The sequence below is a fragment of the Rhodovulum marinum genome (assembly GCF_004343075.1).
Lineage (GTDB): Bacteria > Pseudomonadota > Alphaproteobacteria > Rhodobacterales > Rhodobacteraceae > Rhodovulum > Rhodovulum marinum.
In genome coordinates, this window is record NZ_SLXP01000002.1 from 197,428 (window position 1) to 222,700 (window position 25,273).

The 25,273-nt window shown below is 69.0% G+C and carries 24 protein-coding genes and 1 pseudogene; 6 read left to right on the top strand and 19 right to left on the bottom strand.

Going from position 1 to position 25,273, the window contains the following annotated elements:
* Positions 1-118 precede the first annotated feature (118 nt).
* The 10 genes from EV662_RS04045 to EV662_RS04090 all read right to left on the bottom strand — a co-directional run bounded on the left by EV662_RS04045 (position 119) and on the right by EV662_RS04090 (position 9,467).
* Complete coding sequence (locus tag EV662_RS04045) at positions 119-652, bottom strand: NuoB/complex I 20 kDa subunit family protein (RefSeq protein WP_132460863.1); 534 nt, start codon at positions 650-652, stop codon at positions 119-121.
* Complete coding sequence (gene ndhC, locus EV662_RS04050; RefSeq protein ID WP_425056993.1) at positions 643-960, bottom strand: NADH-quinone oxidoreductase subunit A; 318 nt, start codon at positions 958-960, stop codon at positions 643-645. The genes EV662_RS04045 and ndhC overlap by 10 nt, the downstream gene beginning before the upstream one ends.
* A 304-nt stretch (positions 961-1,264) precedes the next feature.
* A complete protein-coding gene (locus EV662_RS04055) occupies positions 1,265-2,059 on the bottom strand; it encodes a crotonase/enoyl-CoA hydratase family protein (RefSeq protein ID WP_132460865.1) in 795 nt (264 codons plus the stop codon).
* On the bottom strand, positions 2,052-2,927 hold the full coding sequence (locus EV662_RS04060; RefSeq protein ID WP_132460866.1) for a hydroxymethylglutaryl-CoA lyase: 876 nt from the start codon (positions 2,925-2,927) through the stop codon (positions 2,052-2,054). The genes EV662_RS04055 and EV662_RS04060 overlap by 8 nt, the downstream gene beginning before the upstream one ends.
* On the bottom strand, positions 2,920-3,579 hold the full coding sequence (locus EV662_RS04065) for a glutathione S-transferase family protein (RefSeq protein WP_132460867.1): 660 nt from the start codon (positions 3,577-3,579) through the stop codon (positions 2,920-2,922). Before EV662_RS04065 ends, EV662_RS04060 begins: the two co-directional genes overlap by 8 nt.
* A complete protein-coding gene (locus tag EV662_RS04070) occupies positions 3,576-5,519 on the bottom strand; it encodes an acetyl-CoA carboxylase biotin carboxylase subunit (RefSeq protein ID WP_132460868.1) in 1,944 nt (647 codons plus the stop codon). The genes EV662_RS04065 and EV662_RS04070 overlap by 4 nt, the downstream gene beginning before the upstream one ends.
* Before the next feature lie 81 nt (positions 5,520-5,600).
* Positions 5,601-7,205: a carboxyl transferase domain-containing protein gene (locus EV662_RS04075; RefSeq protein ID WP_132460869.1), complete on the bottom strand. Its 1,605-nt coding sequence runs from the start codon at positions 7,203-7,205 to the stop codon at positions 5,601-5,603.
* A gap of 113 nt (positions 7,206-7,318) precedes the next feature.
* The gene (locus EV662_RS04080) at positions 7,319-7,834 is read right to left on the bottom strand and encodes a lysozyme inhibitor LprI family protein (RefSeq protein WP_132460870.1); all 516 of its coding nucleotides are present in this window, start codon (positions 7,832-7,834) and stop codon (positions 7,319-7,321) included.
* A 36-nt stretch (positions 7,835-7,870) separates the two neighbouring features.
* Positions 7,871-9,034, bottom strand: coding sequence for an isovaleryl-CoA dehydrogenase (locus EV662_RS04085; protein ID WP_132460871.1), 1,164 nt, complete (start codon positions 9,032-9,034; stop codon positions 7,871-7,873).
* Between the two features lie 157 nt (positions 9,035-9,191).
* A complete protein-coding gene (locus EV662_RS04090) occupies positions 9,192-9,467 on the bottom strand; it encodes a beta/gamma crystallin family protein (RefSeq protein ID WP_132460872.1) in 276 nt (91 codons plus the stop codon).
* 184 nt (positions 9,468-9,651) lie between these two features.
* Between EV662_RS04090 and EV662_RS04095 the strand changes: the two genes are divergently transcribed.
* Positions 9,652-10,113, top strand: a complete 462-nt coding sequence (locus EV662_RS04095; protein ID WP_132460873.1) for a CreA family protein — start codon at positions 9,652-9,654, stop codon at positions 10,111-10,113.
* 48 nt (positions 10,114-10,161) lie between these two features.
* Here EV662_RS04095 and EV662_RS04100 read toward each other — a convergent pair whose 3' ends face one another.
* Both EV662_RS04100 and EV662_RS04105 read right to left on the bottom strand, forming a co-directional pair.
* Positions 10,162-11,349 carry a DegT/DnrJ/EryC1/StrS family aminotransferase gene (locus tag EV662_RS04100; RefSeq protein WP_132460874.1) on the bottom strand — a complete coding sequence of 396 codons (1,188 nt, stop codon included), beginning with the start codon at positions 11,347-11,349 and terminating at the stop codon, positions 10,162-10,164.
* Positions 11,346-12,026 carry an HAD-IA family hydrolase gene (locus EV662_RS04105; protein ID WP_132460875.1) on the bottom strand — a complete coding sequence of 227 codons (681 nt, stop codon included), beginning with the start codon at positions 12,024-12,026 and terminating at the stop codon, positions 11,346-11,348. The genes EV662_RS04100 and EV662_RS04105 overlap by 4 nt, the downstream gene beginning before the upstream one ends.
* 126 nt (positions 12,027-12,152) lie before the next feature.
* On the opposite strand from EV662_RS04105, the gene glmU reads away from it, so the two are divergent.
* Together glmU and glmS are read left to right on the top strand one after the other, a co-directional pair.
* A complete protein-coding gene (gene glmU / locus EV662_RS04110) occupies positions 12,153-13,502 on the top strand; it encodes a bifunctional UDP-N-acetylglucosamine diphosphorylase/glucosamine-1-phosphate N-acetyltransferase GlmU (protein WP_132460876.1) in 1,350 nt (449 codons plus the stop codon).
* 4 nt (positions 13,503-13,506) lie between these two features.
* On the top strand, positions 13,507-15,327 hold the full coding sequence (gene glmS, locus EV662_RS04115; protein WP_132460877.1) for a glutamine--fructose-6-phosphate transaminase (isomerizing): 1,821 nt from the start codon (positions 13,507-13,509) through the stop codon (positions 15,325-15,327).
* A 4-nt stretch (positions 15,328-15,331) separates the two neighbouring features.
* Here the strand turns inward: glmS and EV662_RS04120 are convergent, their stop codons facing one another.
* The gene (locus EV662_RS04120) at positions 15,332-15,934 is read right to left on the bottom strand and encodes a hypothetical protein (protein ID WP_132460878.1); all 603 of its coding nucleotides are present in this window, start codon (positions 15,932-15,934) and stop codon (positions 15,332-15,334) included.
* Between the two features lie 112 nt (positions 15,935-16,046).
* On the opposite strand from EV662_RS04120, the pseudogene EV662_RS19835 reads away from it, so the two are divergent.
* Positions 16,047-16,721: pseudogene (locus tag EV662_RS19835) on the top strand (DNA alkylation repair protein); the annotation flags it as partial.
* A gap of 9 nt (positions 16,722-16,730) precedes the next feature.
* Here EV662_RS19835 and EV662_RS19840 read toward each other — a convergent pair.
* The 4 genes from EV662_RS19840 to EV662_RS04140 all read right to left on the bottom strand — a co-directional run bounded on the left by EV662_RS19840 (position 16,731) and on the right by EV662_RS04140 (position 20,444).
* Positions 16,731-17,489 carry a CDP-alcohol phosphatidyltransferase family protein gene (locus tag EV662_RS19840; RefSeq protein WP_165915514.1) on the bottom strand — a complete coding sequence of 253 codons (759 nt, stop codon included), beginning with the start codon at positions 17,487-17,489 and terminating at the stop codon, positions 16,731-16,733.
* On the bottom strand, positions 17,486-18,166 hold the full coding sequence (locus tag EV662_RS04130) for a phosphatidylserine decarboxylase (RefSeq protein ID WP_132460880.1): 681 nt from the start codon (positions 18,164-18,166) through the stop codon (positions 17,486-17,488). Before EV662_RS04130 ends, EV662_RS19840 begins: the two co-directional genes overlap by 4 nt.
* A gap of 208 nt (positions 18,167-18,374) precedes the next feature.
* Complete coding sequence (locus tag EV662_RS04135; RefSeq protein WP_243695762.1) at positions 18,375-19,979, bottom strand: AMP-binding protein; 1,605 nt, start codon at positions 19,977-19,979, stop codon at positions 18,375-18,377.
* Positions 19,980-19,982: 3 nt separating this feature from the next.
* Positions 19,983-20,444: a D-galactarate dehydratase gene (locus EV662_RS04140; protein ID WP_132460881.1), complete on the bottom strand. Its 462-nt coding sequence runs from the start codon at positions 20,442-20,444 to the stop codon at positions 19,983-19,985.
* A 101-nt stretch (positions 20,445-20,545) separates the two neighbouring features.
* On the opposite strand from EV662_RS04140, the gene moaA reads away from it, so the two are divergent.
* Both moaA and EV662_RS04150 read left to right on the top strand, forming a co-directional pair.
* Positions 20,546-21,556 carry a GTP 3',8-cyclase MoaA gene (gene moaA / locus EV662_RS04145; protein WP_132461229.1) on the top strand — a complete coding sequence of 337 codons (1,011 nt, stop codon included), beginning with the start codon at positions 20,546-20,548 and terminating at the stop codon, positions 21,554-21,556.
* A gap of 145 nt (positions 21,557-21,701) precedes the next feature.
* Positions 21,702-22,148, top strand: coding sequence for a DsrE family protein (locus EV662_RS04150; protein WP_207903588.1), 447 nt, complete (start codon positions 21,702-21,704; stop codon positions 22,146-22,148).
* A 65-nt stretch (positions 22,149-22,213) separates the two neighbouring features.
* On the opposite strand, the gene EV662_RS04155 is transcribed toward EV662_RS04150, so the two are convergent.
* Together EV662_RS04155 and EV662_RS04160 are read right to left on the bottom strand one after the other, a co-directional pair.
* Positions 22,214-23,584, bottom strand: a complete 1,371-nt coding sequence (locus EV662_RS04155) for an aspartate aminotransferase family protein (RefSeq protein WP_132460882.1) — start codon at positions 23,582-23,584, stop codon at positions 22,214-22,216.
* Between the two features lie 99 nt (positions 23,585-23,683).
* Positions 23,684-25,168, bottom strand: coding sequence for an NAD-dependent succinate-semialdehyde dehydrogenase (locus EV662_RS04160; RefSeq protein WP_132460883.1), 1,485 nt, complete (start codon positions 25,166-25,168; stop codon positions 23,684-23,686).
* Positions 25,169-25,273: the final 105 nt, after the last annotated feature.

A 25,273-nucleotide genomic window follows, 5' to 3' on the forward strand; every position in this document is an offset into this window, starting at 1 on the left:
CCATGCCCCCCCGCAAGGGGGGCGCGCGCCGCCGTGCCGACACGTTCTGCGGCATGTCCGGGGCGCAAGTATGTGACCAAGTCACCCCCGCGCCGAACCGATGTCGCAGGCCGCCCGGTCATCGCACGATGGTCCCGGTGCGGCGGATTTTCCGCTGCAATTGCAGGATGCCGTACAGCAGCGCCTCGGCGGTCGGCGGGCAGCCGGGCACGTAGATGTCCACCGGCACGATCCGGTCGCAACCGCGCACCACCGAATAGCTGTAGTGGTAATAGCCGCCCCCGTTGGCACAGGATCCCATCGAGATCACGTAGCGCGGTTCGGGCATCTGGTCATAGACCTTGCGGAGCGCCGGGGCCATCTTGTTGGTCAGGGTTCCGGCGACGATCATCAGGTCGGACTGGCGCGGGGACGCGCGCGGCGCGGTGCCGAACCGTTCGAGGTCGTAGCGCGGCATCGAGGTGTGCATCATCTCGACCGCGCAGCAGGCGAGGCCAAAGGTCATCCAGTGCAGCGACCCGGTGCGCGCCCAGTTGATGATGTCCGCCGTCGAGGTGACGAGGAAGCCCTTGTCCTGCAACTCGGCGTTCAGGGCCCGGGTGGCGTGTTCGGCATCGGCGCCCGCAGTGGTCGGATTCGTCGTCACTCCCATTCCAGCGCCCCCTTCTTCCATTCATAGGCAAAGCCGATGGTCAGCACGGCAAGAAACACCATCATCGACCAGAAGCCCACGATCCCCACCGTGCCGAAAGACACCGCCCAGGGGAACAGGAACGCGATTTCCAGGTCGAAGATGATGAACAGGATCGCCACGAGGTAAAACCGCACGTCGAAGGTCATGCGCGCATCGTCGAACGCGTTGAAGCCGCATTCATAGGCCGACAGCTTCTCGGGGTCGGGGTTGCGGACGGCGATCACGAGGGCCGACAGCATCAAGAGCAGGCCAAGCCCGATCGCCATACCGAAGAAGATCGCGATCGGAAGGTAGTCGCTCAGCAGGTTTTCCACCGGGTTCTCCCTTCTGTCTTCGGCGCATTCTTGCATTTGATGCGCGTCTTTTCGACGTCGACGTTAGCCGGGCCGCCGGGGCCGGGTCAACAAAGCCCCGCGCCGATCTTTGGCCCCTCTGTTATCGTGGTCTTCCGGAAATGTATACAGTCGTGCGCATTGAAAACGCGCCGGAATGCCGCATCAGGACGAAATGGTTTCTTCACAAAGTCTTGGCAGTCGGCTTTCAGGGGATTCGGGGGCCTTTGCGGTCCGGTCAACCGGCCTCGCCCGGGGCCCAGCGCGGCCTGCGCCGGCCGAAAAAGGCCGCGATTCCCTCGGCCGCCTCGTCGCTTTCCCAGGCGTCCACCAGGCGGCGGATGCTGTCCTCGATCACCGCGTCGTCGATGCGCGGGCCCAGCGCGCGCAGCTGCGCCTTGGCGCGCGCGACGGCCCCCGGCGCGCAGGCCAGGTAGGGCGCGATCTCGGCCTCGGTCGCGGCGTCCAGTTCGGCCTCGGGGACGGCGCGGGCCAGAAGGCCCAGCGCCACCGCCTCGCCCGCATCAAAACGCCGACCCGACAGGAAGACCCGCCGCGCCGCCGCCTCGCCCAGGCGGGCGGCGACATAGGGGCCGATGGTGGCCGGGATCAGCCCCAGCCGCGTTTCGGTCAGGGCGAAACGCGCGGTGTTGACGGCCACCGCCACGTCGCAGACCGAGATCAGCCCCACCCCGCCCCCGAAGGCCTGGCCCTGCACCCGGCCGATCAGCGGCTTGGGCAGGGTGTTGAGCGCGCCCAGCATCCGCGCAAGGCGGCGGGCGGCCGCGGCGCGGGTGTCGGCATCGGCGGCCATCTGCGCCTGCATCCAGGCCAGATCGCCCCCCGCGCAGAAACTGGCGCCGTTGCCCGTCAGCACGACGGCGCGCACGTCCGGGTTGGCGCCCAGGCGGTCGGCGGCCTCGTGCAGGGCGGCGATCAGGCTTTCGGACAGGGCGTTGTGCTTGTCGACGCGGTTCAGCGTCAGCCGTGCCACGCCGCGGTCGTCGATGGCGACCCCCAGTTCCTCACGCATCGCGCTGATCTCCCTCGCTTGTCCGCATCGCGCGGGCCATGTCGGCCGCCGCGGCGATCACATCGCGGTCCAGGCCCGTTTCATAGCCCAGCGCCGCCAGACGGTCGGCCACCGCCTCGGTCGCGACATTGCCGGTCGCGCCCCTTGCATAGGGGCAGCCGCCCAGCCCCCCCACGGCGGCGTCGAAGACCCGCAGGCCCAGGTCCAGCGACGCCTCGATATTGGCCAGCGCCCGGCCGCCCGTGTCGTGGAAATGCCCCGCCAGCCGGTCGGGGGGGGCGACGTCCAGCACCGCGCGCAGCATCGCGGTCACGGTGTCGGGCGTGCCCTGCCCGATCGTGTCGCCCAAGGATATCTCGTAGCAGCCCAGCGCCAGCAGGCGTTCGGCGACCTCGGCCACCTTGCCGGGCGCGGTCGGGCCGTCATAGGGGCAATCGGTCACGCAGGAGATGTAGCCGCGCACCGGTATCCCGTCGGCGCGCGCCGCCTCGGCCACGGGGGCGAAGCGGTCCAGGCTTTCGGCGATGGTGGCGTTGATATTGGCGCGGCTGAAGCCCTCGGACGCCGCGCCGAAAATGGCGATCTCGTCGGCGCGGGCCGCCCGGGCGCGGTCATAGCCCTTGATATTGGGGGTCAGCGCGGCGTAGCGCACGCCCGGCGCGCGGGTGATGCCCGCCAGCACCTCGGCCCCGTCGGCCATCTGCGGCACCCATTTCGGCGAGACGAAACTGGCGACCTCGATCCGCCGGAACCCTGCGCGCGACAGCGTGTCGATCAGCGCGATCTTGTCCGCGGTGGGGATCGGGCGTTTCTCGTTCTGCAGCCCGTCGCGGGGGCCGACCTCGAAGATTTCGACCCGCTCAGGCATCGGGCGGCCCGTAGAAATCGCGGGTATAGATCTCGGGCGTGCCGTCCTCGCCCATAGCCTTCTGGAAGGCGGGGCGCGCGGCGAGGCGGTGGTAATAGGCGTCCACCCCGGGCAGCAGGTCGGCAGGCACGAAGCGGCGCGCGATCATCACGCCGTAGCCCAGGTTGGTATCCACCGCCGAGAACCCCGAGGGCAACAGCCAGTCGCGCCCTTCCAGCGCGCGGTCGACAACCTCCAGCGCCTTTTCCAGCCGCTTGGCTTCCAGCCGCATCACGGTGGGGCTGCGCATCCAGTCCTCGCGCAGGGCGATATGCTGCTGGGTCAGGATCGCGAGGTGCTGGCCGATGGTTTCGGCGAAATGCAGCCATTCCAGCCAGTCGGCGCGCTCCTCCTCGCCCGGGAAGCGGCCGAGGCCGCAGTCGGGCCGGGTTTCGACCAGGTATTCGGTGATCGCGCCCGACTCGAACAGAACCCGCCCGTCGATTTCCAGCGCGGGCACCCGGCCCGCGGGCGACAGCGCCAGGTAATCGGGATGGCGCAGCGAGCGGTCGAAGAACGAGTAGTGCCGGATGTCGAAGTCCAGCCCCATCTCGTGCATCAGCCAGAGCGTGCGGAAGGACCGCGCCTGCGGGCAGTGGTGAAGGCGGATCATTCGGTGTCCTCCTCGTCCAGCCGGATCAGCGCGGCCCCGGCCTCGACCTGGGCGCCGGCTGTGGCCATCACCTCGGCCACGGTGCCGTCGCGGGGCGCGGTGAGGGTGTGTTCCATCTTCATCGCCTCGAGGATGGCGAGCGGCTGGCCGGTTGTCACGGCCTCGCCCGCGCCCACCATGACGGATTTGACGAGGCCCGGCATGGGCGCCTCGATCAGGCCGGAATGGGCGGCGGCGGCGGCCGCACGGTCGAGCGGGTCGAGCGACGTGAAGGAGAACGTGCCCGCCGCGCCCGCGAAGACATGAATCGCACCGCCCGCGCGGGCGACCTGGCCCGGCGAGGCGCCCGCGATACGCCAGCCGCCCGCGTCGCGATGCGCCTCTAGGGTGTCGCCGTCGATCTCGACCGTGGCGCGGCCCGGGCCGTGGACCAGCACCGCGCCGGTGATCTCGTCGCCCGCATGGGCCAGCGTCAGCGTGCGGCGCAAGGGTGCCCAGAGGGTGAAACCCGCAAGCGGGCCGTCGGGCGGGGCGGCGGCCTCCAGCATCGCGGCGGCCTGGACCGCCCGCGAGGGGCCGGTTGCGGCGGTCAGCGTGGACAGATCACGCTCGATCAGGCCGGTGTCGACCTCGCCACGCGCGAAACCGGGGTGGCGGGCCAGCGCGCCCAGGAAGGCGAGGTTGGTGGTGGTCCCGGCGACCCGGGTATCCTCCAGCGCGCGGGCCAGCCGGTTCAGCGCCACCGCGCGAGTGGGGCCATGGGCGATGATCTTGGCGATCATCGGGTCATAGAACGGGCTGATCGCGTCGCTGCTGCGCACGCCCGTGTCGGCGCGGATGCCGGGGGGGAAGGCGAGGTGGGCGAGCGTGCCGGTGGCTGGCAGAAATCCGGCGGGCACGTCCTCGGCGTAAAGCCGCGCCTCGAAGGCGTGGCCGTTCAGCGGGATCTGGTCCTGGGTCAGCGGCAGCCCCTCGCCGGCGGCCACGCGGAGTTGCCATTCCACGAGGTCGAGCCCGGTGACGGCCTCGGTCACGGGATGCTCGACCTGGAGCCGCGTGTTCATTTCCATGAACCAGAACCGGTCGGGGTGCAGCCCGTCCGAGCCGTCGACGATGAATTCGATGGTTCCGGCGCCCTTGTAGCCGATGGCCTTGGCCGCCCGGACCGCCGCATCGCCCATGGCCGCGCGCATCTCGGGGGTCATGCCGGGCGCCGGGGCCTCTTCGATGACCTTCTGGTGGCGGCGTTGCAGCGAACAGTCGCGCTCAAAGAGGTGGACGGCGTCCGTGCCGTCGCCGAAGACCTGCACCTCGATATGGCGGGGCTGCTCGATATATTTCTCGATCAGCACCGCGTCATTGCCGAAGGCATTTCGGGCCTCGGACCGTGCGGCGGCGAGGGCGGCGGGGAACTCGGCCGCGCGGATCACCTTGCGCATCCCCTTGCCGCCGCCGCCCGCGACGGCCTTGATGAGCACGGGATAGCCGATCGCCTCGGCCGCGCCGGAAAGGTGCGCGTCGTCCTGGTTTTCCCCGTGATAGCCCGGCACGACCGGCACGCCGGCCTGTTCCATCAGCGCCTTGGCCGCGTCCTTGAGGCCCATGGCGCGGATCGCCTTGGCCGAGGGGCCGATGAAGGTCAGGCCCGCCCGCTCCACGGCCTCGACGAAATCGGGGTTCTCGGAGAGGAACCCATAGCCCGGGTGGATCGCCTCGGCCCCCGTGGCCTGCGCCGCCTCGATGATCCGCGCGCCTTGCAGGTAGCTTTCGGCAGGCGGCGGCGGGCCGATGGGCACGGCCTGATCGGCCAGCGCCACGTGGCGGGCCAGTTCGTCCGCCTCGGAATGGACGGCGACGGTGGCAACGCCCATCCGGTGCGCCGTTTCTATGATCCGGCACGCGATCTCGCCACGGTTGGCGATCAGGAGTTTGCGGAACATGTTCACCTCTTGCCGGACCATGGCGGGGGGCCAGCCCCCCGCGCCCCCCGGAGTATTTGGACCAAGAAAAAGGGCATGGGGTTACATCCTGAAGACGCCGAAGCGGGTTTCGGGAATCGGGGTGTTGAGCGCGGCGGAAAGCGAGAGGGCGAGGACCGCGCGGGACTTGCGGGGGTCCACGATGCCGTCATCCCAGAGCCGCGCCGAGGCGTAGAGCGGGTGGCTTTGGGCCTCGAACATCTCGATGGTGGGGCGCTTGAATTCGGCTTCCTCCTCGGGGGACCAGGTGCCGCCCGACCGTTCGATGGCGTCGCGTTTCACGGTGGCCAGCACGCCCGCGGCCTGTTCGCCGCCCATGACGCTGATGCGCGAGTTCGGCCAGGACCACAGGAAGCGCGGCTGGTAGGCGCGGCCGGCCATGCCGTAGTTCCCGGCGCCGAAAGACCCGCCGACGATCATGGTGATCTTGGGGACCGATGTGGTGGCGACGGCGGTGACCATCTTGGCGCCGTGGCGCGCGATGCCTTCGTTTTCGTATTTCCGGCCGACCATGAAGCCGGTGATGTTCTGCAGGAACACAAGCGGCGTGCCGCGTTGGCTGCAGAGTTCGACGAAATGCGCGCCTTTCTGGGCGGCTTCGGAGAAGAGGACGCCGTTATTGGCGATGATGCCGACCGGGCAGCCCATGACATGGGCGAAGCCGGTGACGAGGGTTTCGCCGAAGCGCGGCTTGAACTCGTCGAAGCGCGAGCCGTCGACGAGGCGCGCGATCACCTCGCGGATATCGTAGGGGGTGCGCAGGTCGGCGGGGACCACGCCCAGCAGTTCCTCGGGGTCGTAGGCGGGGTCTTCGGGGGTTTCCCAGCGGACGGTTTGCGGTTTTTCCCGGTTCAGATGGCTGACCGCGCGGCGGGCGAGCGCGAGCGCGTGGGCGTCATCCTCGGCCAGGTAGTCGGCCACGCCGGACAGCCGCGTGTGGACGTCGCCGCCGCCGAGGTCCTCGGCTGTCACCACCTCGCCGGTCGCGGCCTTCACCAGCGGTGGCCCGGCAAGGAAGATCGTGCCCTGTTCGCGCACGATGATGGTCACGTCCGACATGGCCGGGACATAGGCGCCGCCCGCGGTGCAACTTCCCATGACCACGGCGATCTGGGGGATCCCCTTGGCCGACATCCGGGCCTGGTTGTAGAAGATGCGGCCGAAATGGTCGCGGTCGGGGAAGACCTCGTCCTGGTTCGGCAGGTTGGCGCCGCCCGAATCCACCAGGTAAACGCAGGGCAGCGCGCATTCCTCGGCGATTTCCTGCGCGCGGAGGTGTTTCTTGACCGTCATCGGGTAGTAGGTGCCGCCCTTTACCGTGGCATCGTTGCAGACCACCATGACCTCGGTCCCGTGGACGCGGCCGATGCCCGCGATCACGCCCGCGCAGGGGGCGGCGCCGTCGTAAAGGCCATGGGCGGCGGTCGCGCCGATTTCGAGGAAGGGCGCGCCGGGGTCGAGCAGGTTCGCCACCCGCTCGCGGGGCAGCATCTTGCCGCGCGCGAGGTGCCGGTCGCGCGCCTTGGACCCGCCGCCCGCGGCGGCCAGCGCGGCGGCCTCGCGAACCACGCGCAGCGCGTCGAGATGGGCGGCGCGATTGGCCTGGAACGCCTCGGAGCCCGGGACGGCGGCGGAGGTCAGTTTCATCGCCGATCCCCCGCGCAGGCGGAAGTCATCGCGCAAGCCGTTCCCATTGTCCCGCTCCTCCCTGTGCGCCCGCGCTGCGCGGCCCCCTCCCCCGGGGCCGCGCGCGGGCAGGCTTACTTGGTTTCCATGTAGGTCACGGCGCTTTCCATGAAGAGCGCCTGTTCGCCCATGCGTTTCATCGTGCAGCTGGCGGCGGCCGTCATCGTGTAGGGCGTGCCGCGGCGCATCATGGCCTCGACCGCGCAGCGGATCTCGCGCCAGTCGCCCCATTTCTCCTGCTGGATCGCCAGATCCTCCACCAGGCTGAAGGGGATGTCCTTCGATTTGGCGGTCTTTTCGAACTCGGCATCGGCCACCTTGGCCAGTTCCACCATGCGGTCATAGGCGGCGTCCAGACGGCCCTTCCAGTATTCGGATTCCTTGCCCATGCAGGCGGCGATATCGGAATTGCTGGGGTTCTTCATGCGCTGGAAACAGACCCGCGCGGATTCGCCGATGCAGGTGTCATCGGCGCCGGGCAGGCGCTGTTTTTCCATGCAGTCGAGCGTGGCGTCGGGCGAGAACTTGACCTCCTGGGCGGCGGCGGGGGCTGCGGCCAGGCAGGCGGCAAGGATCAGGGGGAGTCGCATGGGATCACCTCATAAAGTTGACTGTATAAGTCACCTTTACCCCATCGCCTTCATGAGTTCACGCCCCACCAGCATCCGCCGGATCTCGGACGTGCCTGCGCCGATCTCCATCAGCTTGGCGTCGCGGAACAGGCGGCTGACCGCTGAATCGGCCAAAAATCCAGCCCCGCCCATGGCTTGCACGGCCTGGTGGGCCTGTTTCATCGCCTCTTCGGAGGCGTAAAGCACGCAGGCGGCGGCGTCCTGCCGCGTCACCGCGCCGCGATCACAAGATCGTGCAACCGCGTAGACATAGGCCCGCGCGCTGTTCATCGCCGTGTACATGTCGGCGATCTTGGCCTGCATCAGCTGGAAATTCCCGATGCTTTCGCCGAACTGCTTGCGGTCGCGCATGTAGGGCATGATCTCGTCCAGGCAGGCGGCCATGATACCGGTGCCGATGCCCGCCAGGACCACGCGTTCGTAGTCGAGGCCCGACATCAGCACCCGAACGCCCTTGCCCTCCTCGCCAAGGACGTTCTCGAAGGGGACTTCCACGTCGTCGAAGATCAGCTCTCCGGTGTTGGACCCACGCATCCCGAGCTTGTCGAAATGCGGAGAGGTGGAAAACCCCTTCATGGATTTCTCGATGATGAAGGCGGTGATGCCCTTGGGCCCCGCCTCCGGGTCGGTCTTGGCATAGACCACCAGCGTTTCGGCGTCGGGGCCGTTGGTGATCCAGTATTTCGTGCCGTTCAGCGTGTAATAGCCGTTCTTCTTCTCGGCGCGCAGCTTCATCGACACGACGTCGGACCCGGCGCCCGCCTCGGACATGGCGAGCGCACCGACATGTTCGCCGCTCAAGAGCTTCGGCAGGTATTTCCGCTTCTGCTCCTCGGTGCCGTTCAGCTTGATCTGGTTCACGCACAGGTTCGAATGCGCCCCGTAGGACAGCGAAACGCTGGCCGACGCGCGGGCGATTTCCTCGATGGCGATGGTGTGGGCGAGATAGGACATGCCCGCACCGCCGTATTCCTCGGGCACGGTGATGCCCAGAAGGCCCAGCTCGCCCATCTCGCGCCACAGCTCGGCGGGGAAATCGTTGGTCTTGTCGATCTGGGCGGCCATCGGGCGCACCCGTTCCTGCGCCCAGCGATGCACCATGTCGCGCAGGGCGGCGGTATCCTCGTCGAGGTCGAAATCCATGGTGGCGGTGAACATGTGGGGCCTCCTCCGCTGCGCTTATTGAACGCTTGTTCATTAAATAGCACCGGGCCGGGTGCGGCGTCAATCGCCACGCGACAGCCCCGACAGGACGAGGCCCGCGCCAGCATGCGGGCGCGGGCCTCTGGATCACCAAACCGAATGGATGGGCCGCCTAGCAGCGCAGGGACGAAATCTGGTCGTTCGGAATGCCGAAATGCCGGCAGGAATTGTAGATGCCGGGCCCCAGGATCGGGGCGTAGCAGCCGCCATAATTGGCATGCTGGTAGAACCGCCAATAGCCCGAAAGCACGACGAAACTGGAGACCGTGTCATTAAAGTTCAAATCCGTAAGCCGGTTGCACTCGTTGAAGACATGTCTCGACGCGCCGCGCAAATTCGCGTGTTGGTACAAAACGATTTGTCCCCGGACGGGAATGGGCATGGGCATGGCCAATCTCCTTTTTACTCAACCATGGGGTGAGTTCAGCACGGCCGAACCGATTCCCGATAGCGCGGGGTGGCGCACATATTGCCGCACGGGCCGGGCGCGGACCGGGGGCGCCGGGTTGAAACGGTGGCAACCGGCCGGCGGGGTGCTTACCTTTGGCGCGCAACCACCCGGAGGAGCCGCCATGAGACGCCCTGCCCTGTTCGCCGCGCTGCTTGCCGCCCTGCCGCTGGCCGCCCCTGCCGAGGAAGTCGGGCGCGTGGGCGTCGACTGGACCGGCAACGACATCATCATCGAGGCGGTCCACGACCCCAAGGTAAAGGGCGTGACCTGCCACCTGACCTATTTCGACCGGTCGCTTCTGGACCGTCTCAGCCAGGGCAACTGGTTCGAGGACCCGTCGAACGCCTCGATCGCCTGCCGCCAGACCGGGCCGATCGAGATCGGCGATATCGACATGGGTCCCGATGGCGAAGAGGTGTTCCGCGAGCGCCAGTCAATCGTGTTCAAGTCGATCCGGGTCAAGCGTATCTACGATGCGCCGAACCGAACGCTGATCTACCTGGCGCATGCGCGGGAACTGGCCCAGGGATCGGCCAAGATGGCGATCTCGACCGTGCCGCTTTACGGGTCGGGCGTGGAATAAGGCAACAGGCCCCGCGACCGGGGCGGACCATGCCGGCCAAGCCGCGATTCAGCCGGCGGTCGCCTCTTCCCGGATGATGCGGGCGATCCGGGCGCAATCGTCCGGGGTGAAGGTCAGCGGCAGGCGCAGGTCGATCAGCCCCGCCAGCACCTGGTCGGTCTGCGGCAGCGGTTCGGGCGCCGCCCAGGCCCAGTGGGCATAGCGCGAGGTGAACCCGGCCGGGGCCGGGGCGCCGAACCATTTCAGGTCGACCCCCCGGGCGGCGCAGCGCCGGATGAAATCCGCGATCCGGTCCGGCCGGAAATCGGGCAGCCGGAACTGGAAGGACGACCCGACGAAGCCTTCGGCCTCGGGGCGGTCGATCAGCGCGATACCCGGTGCCCCCGCAAGCCCGGCCTCGACCGCGCGGTAAAGCCGGTTCCAGCGTGCCACCCGGTCGGGCAACCGGGCCAGTTGCGGGCGCAGGATCGCCGCGCGAAGCGCATCCATCCGGCCCGAGACATTGGGCACCTCGGCCACCAGCCCCTCGAACGCCTCGGGGGGCGGCGCGGCGCGGTGGCGGTCATACATCATGTATGACCCCGACAGCAGGATGGCGCGGGCCATCAGCGTGGGGTCGTCCGACAGGATCAACCCGCCCTCGCCCGAATTCAAGTGCTTGTAGGTCTGGGTGGAATAGCAGCCCATGGCCCCGTGCCGCCCCGAGGGCGTGCCGTTCCACGCCGCCCCCATGGTATGCGCGCAATCCTCGATCACGGTGACCCCCGCCGCGTCGCAGATCGCCATGAGTGCCGCCATGTCGCAGATATGCCCGCGCATGTGGCTGAGCGTCAGCACCCGCGCGCCGGTTTCGGCGATACGCCGGGCCAGGTGGCCCAGGTCGATCACCAGGTCCGCGGTGGTCTCGACGAAAACGGGGCGTGCGCCAAGGCTGGCGATGGCGCCGGGCACGGGGGCGAGCGTGAAGGCGTTGGTCAGGACCGGCTGGCCCGGCACGACGCCCAGCGCGCGAAGCGCCGTGGCCAGCGCATAGCCCCCCGAGGCCACCGCCAGGCAATAGCGCGCGCCGGTGAACCGCGCGAATTCCTGTTCCAGAAGCGCCACCTCGCCCGTCTCGCCGGGGGCGAGGTTGTAGCGGTGCAGCCGGCCGTGGCGCAGCACGGCGACGGCGGCATCGATCGCGTCCTCGGGGATCGGTTCCTGCTGGGTGAAGCTGCCGGTGAACCGGTCGCTCATTGCGCCGTCCCGCGCGGGATCAGGCGTTCGGCCAGGCCGTGAAGCTGGGCGTAATCGGCCATCAGCGCCTCGGGGTCGAGCCCCGGCATCGCGTCGGCTGCGGGGCCGAAGGTGACCAGCACGCAAGGCACACCGGCGGCACGCGCGGTGTTCCGGTCGGTCGCGGAATCGCCGATCAGGATGGAACGCGCAACGGCGCCGCCCGCCCGTTCCACCGCCGCGCGATAGGGCGCGGGGTCGGGTTTGCGCACGGGCAGCGTGTCGGCGCCGACCAGCGAGCCGAACAGCCGCCGCACGCCAAGGCGTCCCAGCAGGTCCTCGGCCAGCGCCTCGGGCTTGTTGGTGCAGATCCCGACGCGGAACCCCTCGTCCCGCAGCCGTTCCACCGCGTCGATGGCGCCGGGATACATCCGCGTGTGGCGGTCGATGTTGCGGGCGTAATGGTCCAGAAAGATGGGGAATTGTCGGGTGATCTCGGTTTCGGCCTCGGGCAGGCCCAGCCGTTGGAACGCAAGCCGCAGCATCGCCCGGCCGCCCAGGAACGCGGTGGCGGCATCCTTCACCGGATCCAGCGGCAGGCCCAGCCCGACGCCCTCGAAACAGGCATTCGCCGCGTCGATCAGATCGCGGCTGGTGTCGGCCAGCGTGCCGTCGAGATCGAAGATGACCGTGCGCATTTCCCCTCCGCCCCGCGCGTTCCGCCCCTGAAACAGAGCGAAACCCCAAGTGATCCGGGTGCCGGTTGCGCACCCGCAGAACCGCGATAAAAGGGATGCGTCCAAAAGGAAAGAGCGACAGACCCCATGCCGACAGCGCTGATCATCCTGGCCGCGGGCCAAGGCACACGGATGCGGTCCGACCGTCCGAAGGTGCTGCACGAGGTGGCGGGCGCGCCGCTGATCGCGCATGCGATGGCGGCCGGGGCCGCGGTAGAGCCCGCCCGCACGGTGATCGTGGCGGGCCACGGCGCCGAGGCGGTGCAGGCGGCCGCGCTGGACCTGGATCCCGACGTGACCGTCGCGGTGCAGCCCGAGCAGCTGGGCACCGCGCATGCCGTCGCCCAGGCCCGCGCCGCGCTGGACGGGTTCGAGGGCGACGCGATCGTCCTTTACGGCGACACGCCCTTCATCCGGCCCGAAACGCTGGCCGCCATGGCCGAGGCGCGGGCGCGCCACGCGGTCGTGGTGCTGGGCTTCGAGCCGGCCGAGCCGGGGCGTTACGGGCGCCTGGTGATGGCGGGCGACGAGCTGGACCGGATCGTGGAATACAAGGACGCGAGCGCCGCCGAACGGGCGATTGCGCTGTGCAATTCCGGCGTGATCGCGGCCGATGCGAGCCTGTTGTTCGAGCTGATCGCCGAGGTCGGCAACGACAACGCGGCGGGCGAATACTATCTGACCGACATCGTGGCGCTGGCGCGGGCACGCGGGCTGTCGGCGGGCGTGGTGACCTGCGACGAGGCCGAGACGCTGGGCGTGAATTCCCGCGCCGATCTGGCCGCCGCCGAGGCCGCGTTCCAGGCGCGGGCCCGCGCCGAGGCGATGGAGAACGGCGTGACGCTGGTCGCGCCCGAAACGGTGTTCTTCGCCTACGACACGGTGGTGGGCCGTGATGCGGTGATCGAACCCAACGTGATCTTCGGCCCCGGCGTGACGGTCGAATCGGGCGCCCGCATCCGCGCCTTCAGCCATCTCGAGGGCGCCCATGTCAGCCGCGGCGCGGTGGTGGGGCCCTATGCCCGGCTGCGCCCCGGCGCGGAACTGGCCGAGGATGTGCGCATCGGCAATTTCGTCGAGGTCAAGAACGCGCTGGTCGCCGAGGGCGCCAAGATCAACCACCTGAGTTACGTGGGCGATGCCACGGTGGGCGAGCACGCGAATATCGGCGCCGGCACCGTGACGTGCAATTACGACGGCGTGTTCAAGCACCGCACCGAGATCGGCGCGCGGGCCTTCATCGGGTCCGACACGATGCTGGTGGCGCCGGTCAGGGTGGGCGCGGGCGCGATGACCGGGTCGGGGTCGGTCATCACCGGCGACGTGCCCGACGGCGCGCTGGCGGTCGGCCGCGCGCGGCAGGAGAACAAGCCCGGCCTTGCGACCAAGCTGTTCGAGAGATTGCGGGCCGAGAAGGCCCGGCGGAAAGGCGAGTAGACCCATGTGCGGAATAGTCGGCGTCCTGGGCGATCACGAGGTGGCCCCCATCCTGGTCGAGGCGCTCAGGCGGCTGGAATATCGCGGCTATGACAGCGCGGGGCTGGCCACGGTGAATGACGGCAAACTGGACCGCCGCCGCGCGGTGGGCAAGCTGGTCAACCTGTCGGACCTGCTGGTGCACGACCCGCTGGCGGGCAAGTCGGGCATCGGGCACACCCGCTGGGCCACCCATGGCGCGCCCACGGTGGCCAACGCCCACCCGCATCGCGCGGGCCGGGTCGCGGTCGTCCATAACGGGATCATCGAGAATTTCCGCACGCTGCGCGACGAGCTGGTGGCCCGGGGCGCGGGGTTCGAAAGCGACACCGACACCGAGACCGTGGCGCACCTGGCGCAGGCCTTCCTGGACGACGGCCTGTCCCCGCGCGAGGCCGCCGAACGCACGCTGGCCCGGCTGGACGGCGCCTTTGCGCTGTTGTTCCTGTTCGAGGGCGAGGACGACCTGATGATCGCCGCGCGCAAGGGCAGCCCGCTGGCCGTGGGACATGGCGAGGGCGAGATGTATGTCGGCTCGGACGCCATCGCGCTGGCCCCCCTGACCCACCGGATCACCTATCTGGAGGAAGGCGACCGCGCGGTGATCACCCGCGCGGGCGCGGCGTTCTTCGACGAGGCGGGCCAGCCCGTCACCCGCGAGGTGCGCACGATCGAGATCGACGCCACCCGCGTGGAAAAGGGCGGCTACAAGCATTTCATGGCCAAGGAAATCGCCGAGCAGCCCGCCGTTCTGGGCGATGCGCTGCGCCATTACCTGGGCGAAACCGGCCAGATCACCCTGCCCGGGGGCGGCATCGACTTCACCGGTGTCAGCCGGCTGACCATGGTCGCCTGCGGCACCGCCTACCTGGCCTGCATGACCGCCAAATACTGGATCGAGCAGTTGGCGGGCCTGCCGGTGGATGTCGATATCGCATCCGAGTTCCGCTATCGCGAGCCGCCGATCCCCGAGGGCACGCTGGCCGTTTTCGTGTCGCAATCGGGCGAAACCGCCGACACGCTGGCCGCGCTGCGCTATTGCACGGGGCGCGCGCAGCGGATCGTTTCGGTGGTCAACGTGGCCGAAAGCTCGATCGCGCGGGAAAGCGACCTGGCCCTGCCGATCCTGGCCGGCGCCGAGATCGGGGTGGCCTCGACCAAGGCGTTCACCTGCCAGCTGGCCGTTCTGGCGCTGGTCGCACTGGAGGCCGCGCGGCAGCGGGGCACGCTCGACGCGGCGACGCTGGCGGCGCATGTTCAGGACCTGCGCTCGATGCCCGGCCGGCTGAACGCCGCGATGGCCACCGAGGCCACGGTGGCCGAGACCGCGCGGCGCCTGGCCGAGGCCGAGGACGTGTTGTTCCTTGGCCGCGGCACGATGTATCCGCTGGCGTTGGAAGGGGCGCTGAAGCTCAAGGAAATCAGCTATATCCACGCCGAAGGCTATGCATCCGGCGAGTTGAAGCACGGCCCCATCGCGCTGGTGGACAAGACCGTCCCGGTGATCGTGATGGCCCCCCATGACCGGCTGTTCGACAAGACCGTGTCGAACATGCAGGAGGTGATGGCCCGCGGCGGCAAGGTGCTGCTGATCACCGACGCGAAAGGCGCGGCCGAGGCGGGCGAGGGCGTCTGGCAGACGCTGGTTCTGCCCGAGGCGCCCGAACTTTTCGCACCGATCCTCTATGCGCTGCCCGCGCAGTTGCTGGCCTATCACACGGCGGTCGCCAAGGGCACCGACGTGGACCAGCCGCGCAACCTGGCGAAATCGGTGACGGTGGAATAGCGCCTCAGACCACCCGGCACTCGAAGAGCTGCCAGTATCGCGCCACGCCCGCCTCCTGCAGGGCGGCGACCAGCGGGCCGCTCATGAAGAACCCATTGATCAGCCTGGAGTCGAACCAGATCGCCGGGGCCTCCAGCGCCTGGGGCTTCACGGCCACGTCGCCATCCTTCGGCGCGCGCGGCAGCAGCCATTGTGCATCGTCGTATTCGCTTTGCCGCAGTGCCGGGCTGTCCTCGGGCGCCAGCGCCTCGAAGACGTGGTAGCGCGGGATCGTGTAGAAGGCGCGCTCCGCCCCGATCTCGGTGGTGCGGTCGGCGAGGAGAATCCGCAGCGGCAACAGCAGCGTCCGGCCGAGGTCGAAGTTCAGCATGGGCGCGGCGATCTGGCCGCTCATGCTGATGCCGCTGCCGCCCATGAACAGCGGTGGCAGGTCCTTGAGCGGATCGTCCCGGTATTTGCCATAGAGATGCACCGGTAGGTCCTGCTCGGCGGGATCGCGGCGTTCGTTCAGCGCCACCCATCCGGGTTCGCTCTCGTCCTTCTCAAGCCCCTTGACCAAGGACGAGTCGGTCTTGATCGCACTCACCCAGACCCGATCCTGCGCCATCGCCCTGCTCCTCCGTCCCGGTCGTCCCCTCGATAGCCCGGACCGCCCGGCGGGAGAATGGGACGCTCGGTCCCGGCTTGACGGGGGGCCGGGCCGGGGTCAGGAACGCAGCATGACACCAGAGGACGCCCTCGCCGAGCTGACCGCCCACGCCGACCCCGCCAAGGCCGCCGAGATGGCGGCCTATAACAAGGCGCAACGGGTCTACCTGGGCGTGGCAAACCCCGAGATCGACGCGTTGGCCAAGGGCTGGCGGGCGGCGTGCTCGCTGGAGGAACGGTTGGCGCTGGCCGGGGCGCTGTGGGACAGCGACATCCACGAGGCGCGGATCGCGGCGGCGAAGCTGTTGACGCAGGCGCGGATACGCCCCGACGACACGGGGGCCTGGCGGCTGATCGCCTCCTGGGTACCGGACTTCGATGGCTGGGCGATCGCCGATGCGGCCTCGATCGCCGGGCAGAAACGGCTGGTGGCCGACCCCGGGCGGCTGGACGAGGTGGCGGGCTGGACCCGGTCGGATCACATGTGGACCCGCCGCGCCGCGCTGGTGATGACGCTGCCCTGGGCCAAGATGCCGAACCCCAAGCCCGCCGACCTGGGCGTCCGCGAGCGGGTGCTGGGCTGGGCGGCCGCTTACGTCGGGGACCGCGACCGGTTCATCCAGAAGGCGGTGGCCTGGTGGCTGCGCGACCTTTCGAAACGCGATGCGTGCCGGGTGCGCGCCTTTCTCGACGCCCATGGTGCGGCGATGAAACCCTTTGCCCGGAAAGACGCCGCGCGGCTGTTGCCCTGGGCGTCAGCCGAACAACCGCCAGCGCGCCGCGGCCAAGCTGCGGATCACCAGGCCCAGGTAAACGAGGTCGAGCACCAGCAAAAGCGCCCAGGGCCGCGAGAAGGTCAGCCCGACCCCGATCACCAGGGCGAACATGATCGGCCCGATCAGCCGGCGCGGCACCCGGATCGACTTGGGCGACAGCGTCCGCACCTTGGAGATCATCAAAAGCGCGACGACGCCGATCCAGGCCGCCACCAGAAGCGGCACCTGGTGGAAATCCACCACGCCGCCCAGCGTCGCAAAGGCCGGCATCAGCGCCAGCATGGCGCCCGCGGGCGCGGGCACGCCGACGAAATGCGTGTTCGCGGTGTCGTCTTCCTGTGCCTTGCCGGACATCACGTTGAACCGCGCAAGCCGCAGGCAGGTCGCGGCGGCGAAGACCAGCACGAAGATCCAGCCCAGGCTGCCCGCGGGCGCCAGGTGGAACTGGTAGATCAGCACGCCGGGCGCGACCCCGAAGCACAGGAAATCCGACAGCGAATCGAGCTGCGCCCCGATTTCCGAGGTCGCCTGCAGCCGCCGCGCGATCAGCCCGTCGAGCCCGTCCATCACGGCCGCCACCAGCAGCAGGAATACCGCCACGCCAAAGCGTTCGTCCATCGCGAAGCGGATCGAGGTGAGACCCACGCACATCCCCGCCAGCGTCACCATGTTCGGAAGCAGTTGCAGCACCGGCACGCGGTCCAGGCTGTCGGGATTGCGCGGGCCGAAGCGTCTCATGGGCGCGGCTCCGCGACCAGATCCGCGATCACGGTTTCGCCCGCCACCATGGTCTGGCCAATGGCGACCCGCGGCACCGCCCCCTCCGGCAGGTAGACATCCAGCCGCGAGCCGAAGCGGATCAGGCCGAACCGCGCGCCCGTGGCCAACCGGTCGCCCTGCGCCGTCCAGCACAGGATGCGGCGCGCGACCAGCCCGGCGATCTGCACCACGCCATAACGCCGCCCGTCCGCCATCTCGACCGCCAGACCGTTACGCTCGTTGTCCTCGGACGCCTTGTCGAGCGAGGCGTTCAGGAACTTGCCCGGCCGGTAGGCCACCGCCGTGACCCGGCCCGCGGCGGGCAACCGGTTCACATGGCAGTTGAACACCGACATGAAGACGCAGATGCGCATCATCGGCGCCTCGCCCAGGCCCAGTTCGGCCGGCGGCACAGCGCGCCCCATCAGCGAGACGATCCCGTCGGCGGGCGAGACCATGATTCCGGGGCGGTCGGGCACGACCCGTTCGGGGTCGCGGAAGAAGTAGTAGACCCAGATCGTCAGACCCGCGCAGACCCAGCCCAGCGGCGCCCAGAGCAGGAAGGCCAGCAACGTGATCCCAGCGGCGATGGCCACGAAGCGGCGCCCCTCGGGGTGCATCGGCTTGACGAAGGTCGACAGCATCGAAACGGACATGAGAACACCCGGTTTTTTGGCTGGCCCCGTCCTTAGACCAGTTGCGTGCCCAAGGAAACGGCGGATCCTCGCCCGGCCGGTGGCCGAGCCCGCTCATCGTCGCACCCGCCCCTTCTTCTGGCCACAAGTATCCCGGGGGGTCGGGGGGGGCAGCGCCCCCCGGCGGGTCGCCCTGGCAACGCCAGGGCGAAACCGGTCAGCGCCCGCCCTATCCGCCCCGCAGCGCCCGGCGCATGATCTTGCCGGTCGCGGTCATCGGCAGGCTGTCGGCGCGGATCACCTTGCGCGGCGCGACATGGGGGCTGACGTGGTCGCGCACGCGCTGGATCAGCGCCTCGGCCAGACCGTCCCAGTCCGCGCCCGCGCGCAGCACGACATGGGCCACCACGATCTCGGTCCTGACCGGGTCGGGCGCGCCCACCACGGCGGCCATCACCACGTCGGGATGGCCTGTCAGGCAGGTCTCGATCTCGGTCGGCCCGATCCGGTAGCCCGCGGAGGTAATCACGTCGTCGTCGCGCGAGACATAGGTGAAATGCCCGCCCGCGTCGCACCGCCCCAGGTCGCCCGTGCGCATCCGGTCGCCCGCGAATTTCGCCGCGGTCTTGTCTGGCTGGCCCCAGTAGCCCAGGAACATCGAGGCCGCGCCGCGCCTCACCGCGATCTCGCCCAGCCCGCCCGGCGGCAACGGCGCCCCGTCCGGCCCGATCACCGCCACGTCGAAACCGGGCGTCGCGCGGCCCATCGCGCCCGGGGGCGCGTCCATCAGCCCGGGCACGCAGGTGACGACGAGGTTGCATTCGGTCTGGCCGTAGAATTCGCAGATCTCCAGGCCCAGCACGTCCCGCCCCCAGGCCAGCAGGTCGGGCCCCAGGCTTTCGCCGCCCGATCCCACGCTGCGCAAGGCGATGCCCGTAGGCACCGGAACCTGCCGCATGAGTTTCAGCGCGGTGGGCGGCAGGAACAGGTTGCGCACCTTCAGCCGGTCGATCAACGCCCAGGCCTCGGTGGCGTCGAACTTGCGCATGCGACAGGCCACCAGCGGCACGCCGTAGAAAAGGCAGGGCATCGCCATGTCCATCAGCCCGCCGATCCAGGCCCAGTCGGCCGGCGTCCAGCCGCGGTCGCCCTCCTGCGGAAAGCCGCGATGGTGCAGCTCGATCGACGGCAGGTGGCCGATCAGGAAGCGGTGCGCGTGCAGCGCGCCCTTGGGCGGGCCGGTGGTGCCCGAGGTGTAGATCAGCACTGCCGGGTCCTCGGCGGCGGTGTCGCGGGGCGCGGGGATCGGCTCGGCGGCGGCGATCTCGGCCCAGAGATCGCGCGCGGGGCCGCCATCGACCGAAAACACGTGATCGAGCGCGGGCAGCCGGTCCGCGATCCCGGCCAGCTTCGCCGCGCCCTCGGCATCGGTCACCGCCAGTTTCGCACCGCTGTCGGCCAGCCGGTATTCCAGCGCGTCCGGCCCGAACAGCGTGAACAGCGGCAGCACGATGGCCCCCAGCTTCATCGCCGCGAAATGCGCGATCAGCACCGCGGGTGCCTGCGGCAACAGCACCGCCACCCGGTCGCCCGGCCCCACGCCCGCGGCCGCCATCACGCTTGCCAGCCGGTCGGACGCGTCTTTCAGCGCGCCATAGGTCCAGTCCCGGTCGCCGTCGCTGGCGTCGATCACCGCGACCCGGTCCGGCGCCTCGGCCGCCCAGTCGTCGCAACAGGCGCGCGCGATGTTGAAGCGCGCGGGAATGTCACAGCGGAACCCCGCCCGCATCGCGTCCCAGTCGCCCTGGTCCGGCAAGAGCCTGCGGTCGCGCATCGCTCAGGACCCCGCCGAATAGACCGCGATCTCGCGCAGCGCCGTCAACGGCACCCCCAGCGCCCGGAGGGCGGGCAAGGACACCAGCGTGCCCGCCCCCGGATCGGCCCTACGCGGGCGCAGTTCCACCAGCACGCTGAACCCCGTGACCGGGTCGACCAGCCGCCCCTGCCGGACGGACGACACCAAGGGCGTCAGCGCCCAGAACCCCGGATCGGCCGGATCGCCGAGGCTGGCGACGGTGCGGCCCAGCATTTCCTCGGGGGTCGAGGGCGCCCGCGTCGCCGCGGCCCGCTGGGCGGCCGTCGTCGTGTCGAACTCCTCGACGGTGCGCGCGGCGGCAGGCGGCTGAAGCACCGAGAGCGGCGCCCCCGGTTCCCTCTGGGGCGCAGGGGCCTCGCCGGGCGGCGCCGCCGCGCAGCCCGCAAGTGCCAGCGCCAGTGCCATCGCGTTGATCCGTCCCATCGCCGCGCCTCCCCGTCGGTGCTGCCCCAGCCTAGCCGGTCGCGCCGCGCCCCGAAAGACGCTTGCCGCGCGGCTGCCCCGCCCTTACGTTCTGCGACATGATGCAGCAGCCGCCCCTGATCGACCCCTTCGCCCGCGCGATCACGTACTTGCGCGTCTCGGTCACCGACCGTTGCGATTTCCGCTGCGTCTATTGCATGGCCGAGAACATGACCTTCCTGCCGAAGAAGGAACTTCTGACGCTGGAGGAACTGGACCGGATGTGTTCGGCCTTCGTGGGCCTCGGCGTGCGCAAGCTGCGCATCACCGGGGGCGAACCGCTGGTGCGCCGGGGCATCATGACGTTTTTCAACGCGATGGGCCGGCACCTGGAGTCGGGCGCGCTGGACGAGCTGACGCTGACCACCAACGGCTCGCAGCTGGAGAAATTCGCCCATGATCTCTATGCGGCGGGCGTGCGCCGGGTGAATGTCAGCCTGGACACGCTGGACGCCGAGAAATTCGCGCGCGTCACGCGGTGGGGCAAGCTGGACCAGGTGATGCGCGGCATCCACGCGGCACAGGCGGCAGGGCTGCGGGTCAAGATCAACACCGTCGCGCTGAAAGGGTTCAACGAGGCCGAGCTGTTCGACATCGTCGACTGGTGCGCGGGCCGCGACATGGACCTGACCTTCATCGAGGTGATGCCGATGGGCGACCTGGGCAACGAGGACCGGGTCGGGCAATACTGGTCGGTGCGCGACGTGCGCTCTCGGCTGGAGGAGCGGTTCACGACCGTGGACCTCGCCGAACGTTCGGGCGGGCCTGCGCGATACGTGCGGCTGGAAGAGACGGGCCAGAAGGTCGGCTTCATCACGCCGCTGAGCCACAATTTCTGCGAAAGCTGCAACCGCGTGCGCCTGACCTGCACCGGCGAGCTGTACATGTGCCTCGGCCAGGAGGACATGGCCGACCTGAGGGCGCCCTTGCGCGCCTCACCGGACGACGACGCGCCGCTGGTGGCGGCCATCCGCGCGGCGATCGAGCGGAAACCGAAGGGCCACGATTTCGACTATTCCCGGCAGCGGGCGGATGGGCAGGTTTCCCGGCACATGAGCCATACCGGCGGCTGAATTGGGCCGCCCCCGGAACGGTGAACGCATGCGTCCGGTTTGTCACACGAACCGAAAATACCCCGATTTGTCGTGCACTTGACCGAAATCAAACCCGAAACGCGCCGTTCGTCCGAGCCTGTCACCGCAGGCACAGGAGGACGACATGCGATTCATGATTCTGAAACTTACATTTGCGCTGGCGCTGCTGCTCGCGCCGCTCGCGGCGGCGGCCCAGGACGCCAAGCCGGGGCTATTCATCAACCTGACCACCGACGACACCTGGGCCGCGGCCAAGGCGATCATGTTCGCACATGAGAAATCGCTGAAGAACGGCCACAAGACGGCGATCTGGATGAACGTGCGCGCGGTCTACCTAGCCGACAGGAAACGGCCCAGCCATGTGCACGGTCTGATGGCCGATCAGGGCCTCTCGATCCAGGACATGCTGGCCAATTTCATGGCCGATGGCGGCGTGGTGATCATGTGCCAGGCGTGCTCGCAGGCCGCAGGGCTGACCGCCGAGGACTATATCGACGGCGTGCAGATGGGGACATTCCCGCTGGTCGAAAGCTGGCTGTTCGACCCCGAGGTCAAGACGCTGTCCTGGTAGGCCAGCCTCCGGCCCTATGGATGCGGAGCGCCAGGGTGGCGCTCCGCGCTTTCCCCTTCGGGGGCTCAGCCCAGCACGGCCTTGACCGCCTTCGCCGTCGCCGCCACCACCTGGTCGGCCTCTTCCCGGGTCAGGCAGAGCGGCGGCGCATAGCCGATGATGTCGCCCTGCGGCATGGCGCGTGCGATGACCCCATCCTTGGCCATCTCGGCCACCACGGCGCCGGCCACCTTGCCCGCGGGGTCGTAGAAGGTCCGCGCGCCCTTGTCCTCGACGAACTCGACGGCGCACAGCATTCCCTCGCCGCGCACCTCGCCGACATGGGCATGGGCCCCCAGCGCGTCGGCCATGGCGCCCACGAAATAGCCGCCCACCTCGCGCGCGTTCTGCACCAGACCAAGATCGTCCACCAGTTTCAGGTTGGCGACACCCGCCGCCGCCCCGATCGGATGCGCCGAATAGGTCCAGCCATGGCCGATGGGGCCGAACTCGTCGGTGCCCTGTTCCAGAACCTTCCACATCTTTTCCGACACGATCGACCCCGACAGCGGCGCGTAGGCCGAGGTCAGGCCCTTGGCGATGGTGATGAGGTCCGGCTTCAGCCCGTAATGGTCCGATCCGAACATGGTGCCCAGCCGCCCGAAGCCCGTCACCACCTCGTCGGCGATCAGCAGGATGTCGTGACGCTCCAGGATCGGCGTAATCGCCTCCCAGTAGCCCGCCGGCGGCGGCACGATGCCCCCCGTCCCCATCACCGGCTCGCCGATGAAGGCGGCGATGGTGTCGGGGCCTTCCTTCTCGATCAGCGCCTCCAGTTCGGCCGCGCAGAAGGCCACGAAATCGGCCTCGGACATGTCCAGGTCCGGGCGGCGGAAGTAATAGGCGGGTTCGGTATGCAGGATGCGATCCAGCGGCAGGTCGAACTTGTTGTGGAACAGCGTCAGCCCCGTCAACGACCCGGTGACCAGCCCCGAACCGTGATAGCCGCGCATCCGCGAGATGATCTTCTTCTTCTCGGGGCGGCCGAGGATATTGTTGTAATACCAGACGAGTTTCACGTTGGTCTCGTTCGCGTCAGACCCGCCCAGCCCGAAATAGACCTTCGACATGTGCCCCGGCGCCCGGTCCATCACCATCTTGGCCAGCGTTATGCTGGCCTCGGTGCCATGGCCGACATAGGCGTGGTAATAGGCGAGTTGCTTCGCCTGCTCGGCGATCGCCTCGGCGATCTCGGTCCGGCCATAGCCCACGTTCACGCAGTAAAGCCCGGCAAAGGCGTCGAGGAAACGGTTTCCGTCGCGATCCTCGATGAAAACGCCCTCGCCCCCCCGGATCACCCGCTCGGACGCCTCGCCGCGTGCGAACTGGCCCAGATGCGTCGAGGGATGGAAAAAGTTCTCGCGGTCCCACTGCTCCAGCATGTCGTTCTTCAACATATCGTTCGTCCTTTCGTTGACAGGCACAAGCGCCCTGCCCTTCTTCTGGCCAAAAATATCCCCGCCGGAGGCACCGGCCCCGCAGGGGCCGGCCCCCTTTCAGGCCCAGTCGCGGCAGACATACTTCACTTCGGTAAAGGCCTCCATCCCCAGCCTCGCGCCTTCGCGGCCCAGCCCCGACTGCTTGTAGCCGCCAAAGGGGATCGGCGCGCCGGTGACCTTGGTGCGGTTGACCGCGACCATGCCGAATTGCAGGGCCCGGGCCACGCGGTAGATACGCCGCGGCGCGCGGGTGTGGACATAGGCCACCAGCGCGAATTCCGTGGCGTTGGCGCGGCGGATCACCTCTTCCTCGGTCTCGAATTGGGTGATCGCGGCAACGGGGCCAAAGGTCTCTTCGGCCATGATCTTCGCCCCGTCCGGCACGCCGGCCAGCACCGTGGGGCGATAGAACAGGGGCCCCGCCTCGTGGCGCGTGCCCCCGGTCAACAGGCGCGCGCCCTGCCCCAGCGCATCGGCCACGTGGTCCTCCTGCTTGGCGATCGCGGCCGCGTTCATCAGCGGGCCGATATCCGGGTCGCCCATCCCGGGCCCCACGCTCAGCTTCGCCGTCGCCTCGGCGAAGCGCGCGCAGAACTCGAGATAGACCGGCCTTTCCACGTAGAAACGGTTGGCGCCCAGGCAATCCTGGCCCGACGTGGCGAACTTGGCCTTGATCGCCTCGTCCACGGCCTCGTCCAGGTCGGCATCCGCGAAGACGATGAAGGGCGCGTGGCCGCCCAGTTCCAGCACCAGCCGTTTCACGGTCCCGGCGGATTGGCGGTACAGCAGCCGCCCGACCTCGGTGGACCCCGTAAAGGACAGCGCGCGGACGCGGGGGTCTTCGGTCCAGGGTTTCACCACGGTGGCCGCGTCGCCGGTGACCACGTTGAACACGCCCGCCGGGATCCCCGCCCGTTCGGCCAGTTCCGCCAGCGCCAGCGCCGAGAACGGCGTTTCGTGCGAGGGGTGGGCGACGACCGTGCAGCCCGCGGCCAGCGCGGCCCCCGCCTTGCGGGTCAGCATGGCGGAAGGGAAATTCCACGGCGTGATGCAGGCGGCCACGCCCACCGGTTCGCGCCACAGCTCCATCTCGGCATCGGCCAGGTGGCTGGTCACGCCTTCGATGTTCGGGCGTTTCGCTTCCTCGGCATAGAATTCCAGGAACGAGGCGGCATAGTCGATCTCGCCACGGGCCTCGGAAATCGGCTTGCCCTGTTCCAGGGTCATCAGCCGGGCAAGGTCCTCGCGGTTTTCCTCCATCAGCCGGAACCACTTGCGCAACAGGGCGGAACGGTCCTGCGGCAACAGCCCCGCCCAGGCGGGAAAGGCGGCCTGCGCGGCGTCCACGGCGGCGGCGCTATCGGCGGCGGTCAGCGCCGCGACCTCGCCCAGCCAGTCGCCCGTGGCCGGGTCGGTGACGGCGAAGGTCGCGCCCTCGGCGCCGCCGGTCCACTTGCCGTTCACATAGGAAAAGCTGCGAACCAGCCGGGGGTCGGACAGGCCGGAAAGCGGGGAATCCGGATGGCTCTGGTGCAGGGTCATGGCGTCTCCTTCGCGCTTTGGCGTGTCCCGGAAGAATGCCCTGTTCCGCCCAGAGGAAGGGACCAAAGTCCCGCGCCCCGGCAGAGGATTCGACTGCGCCCCGGC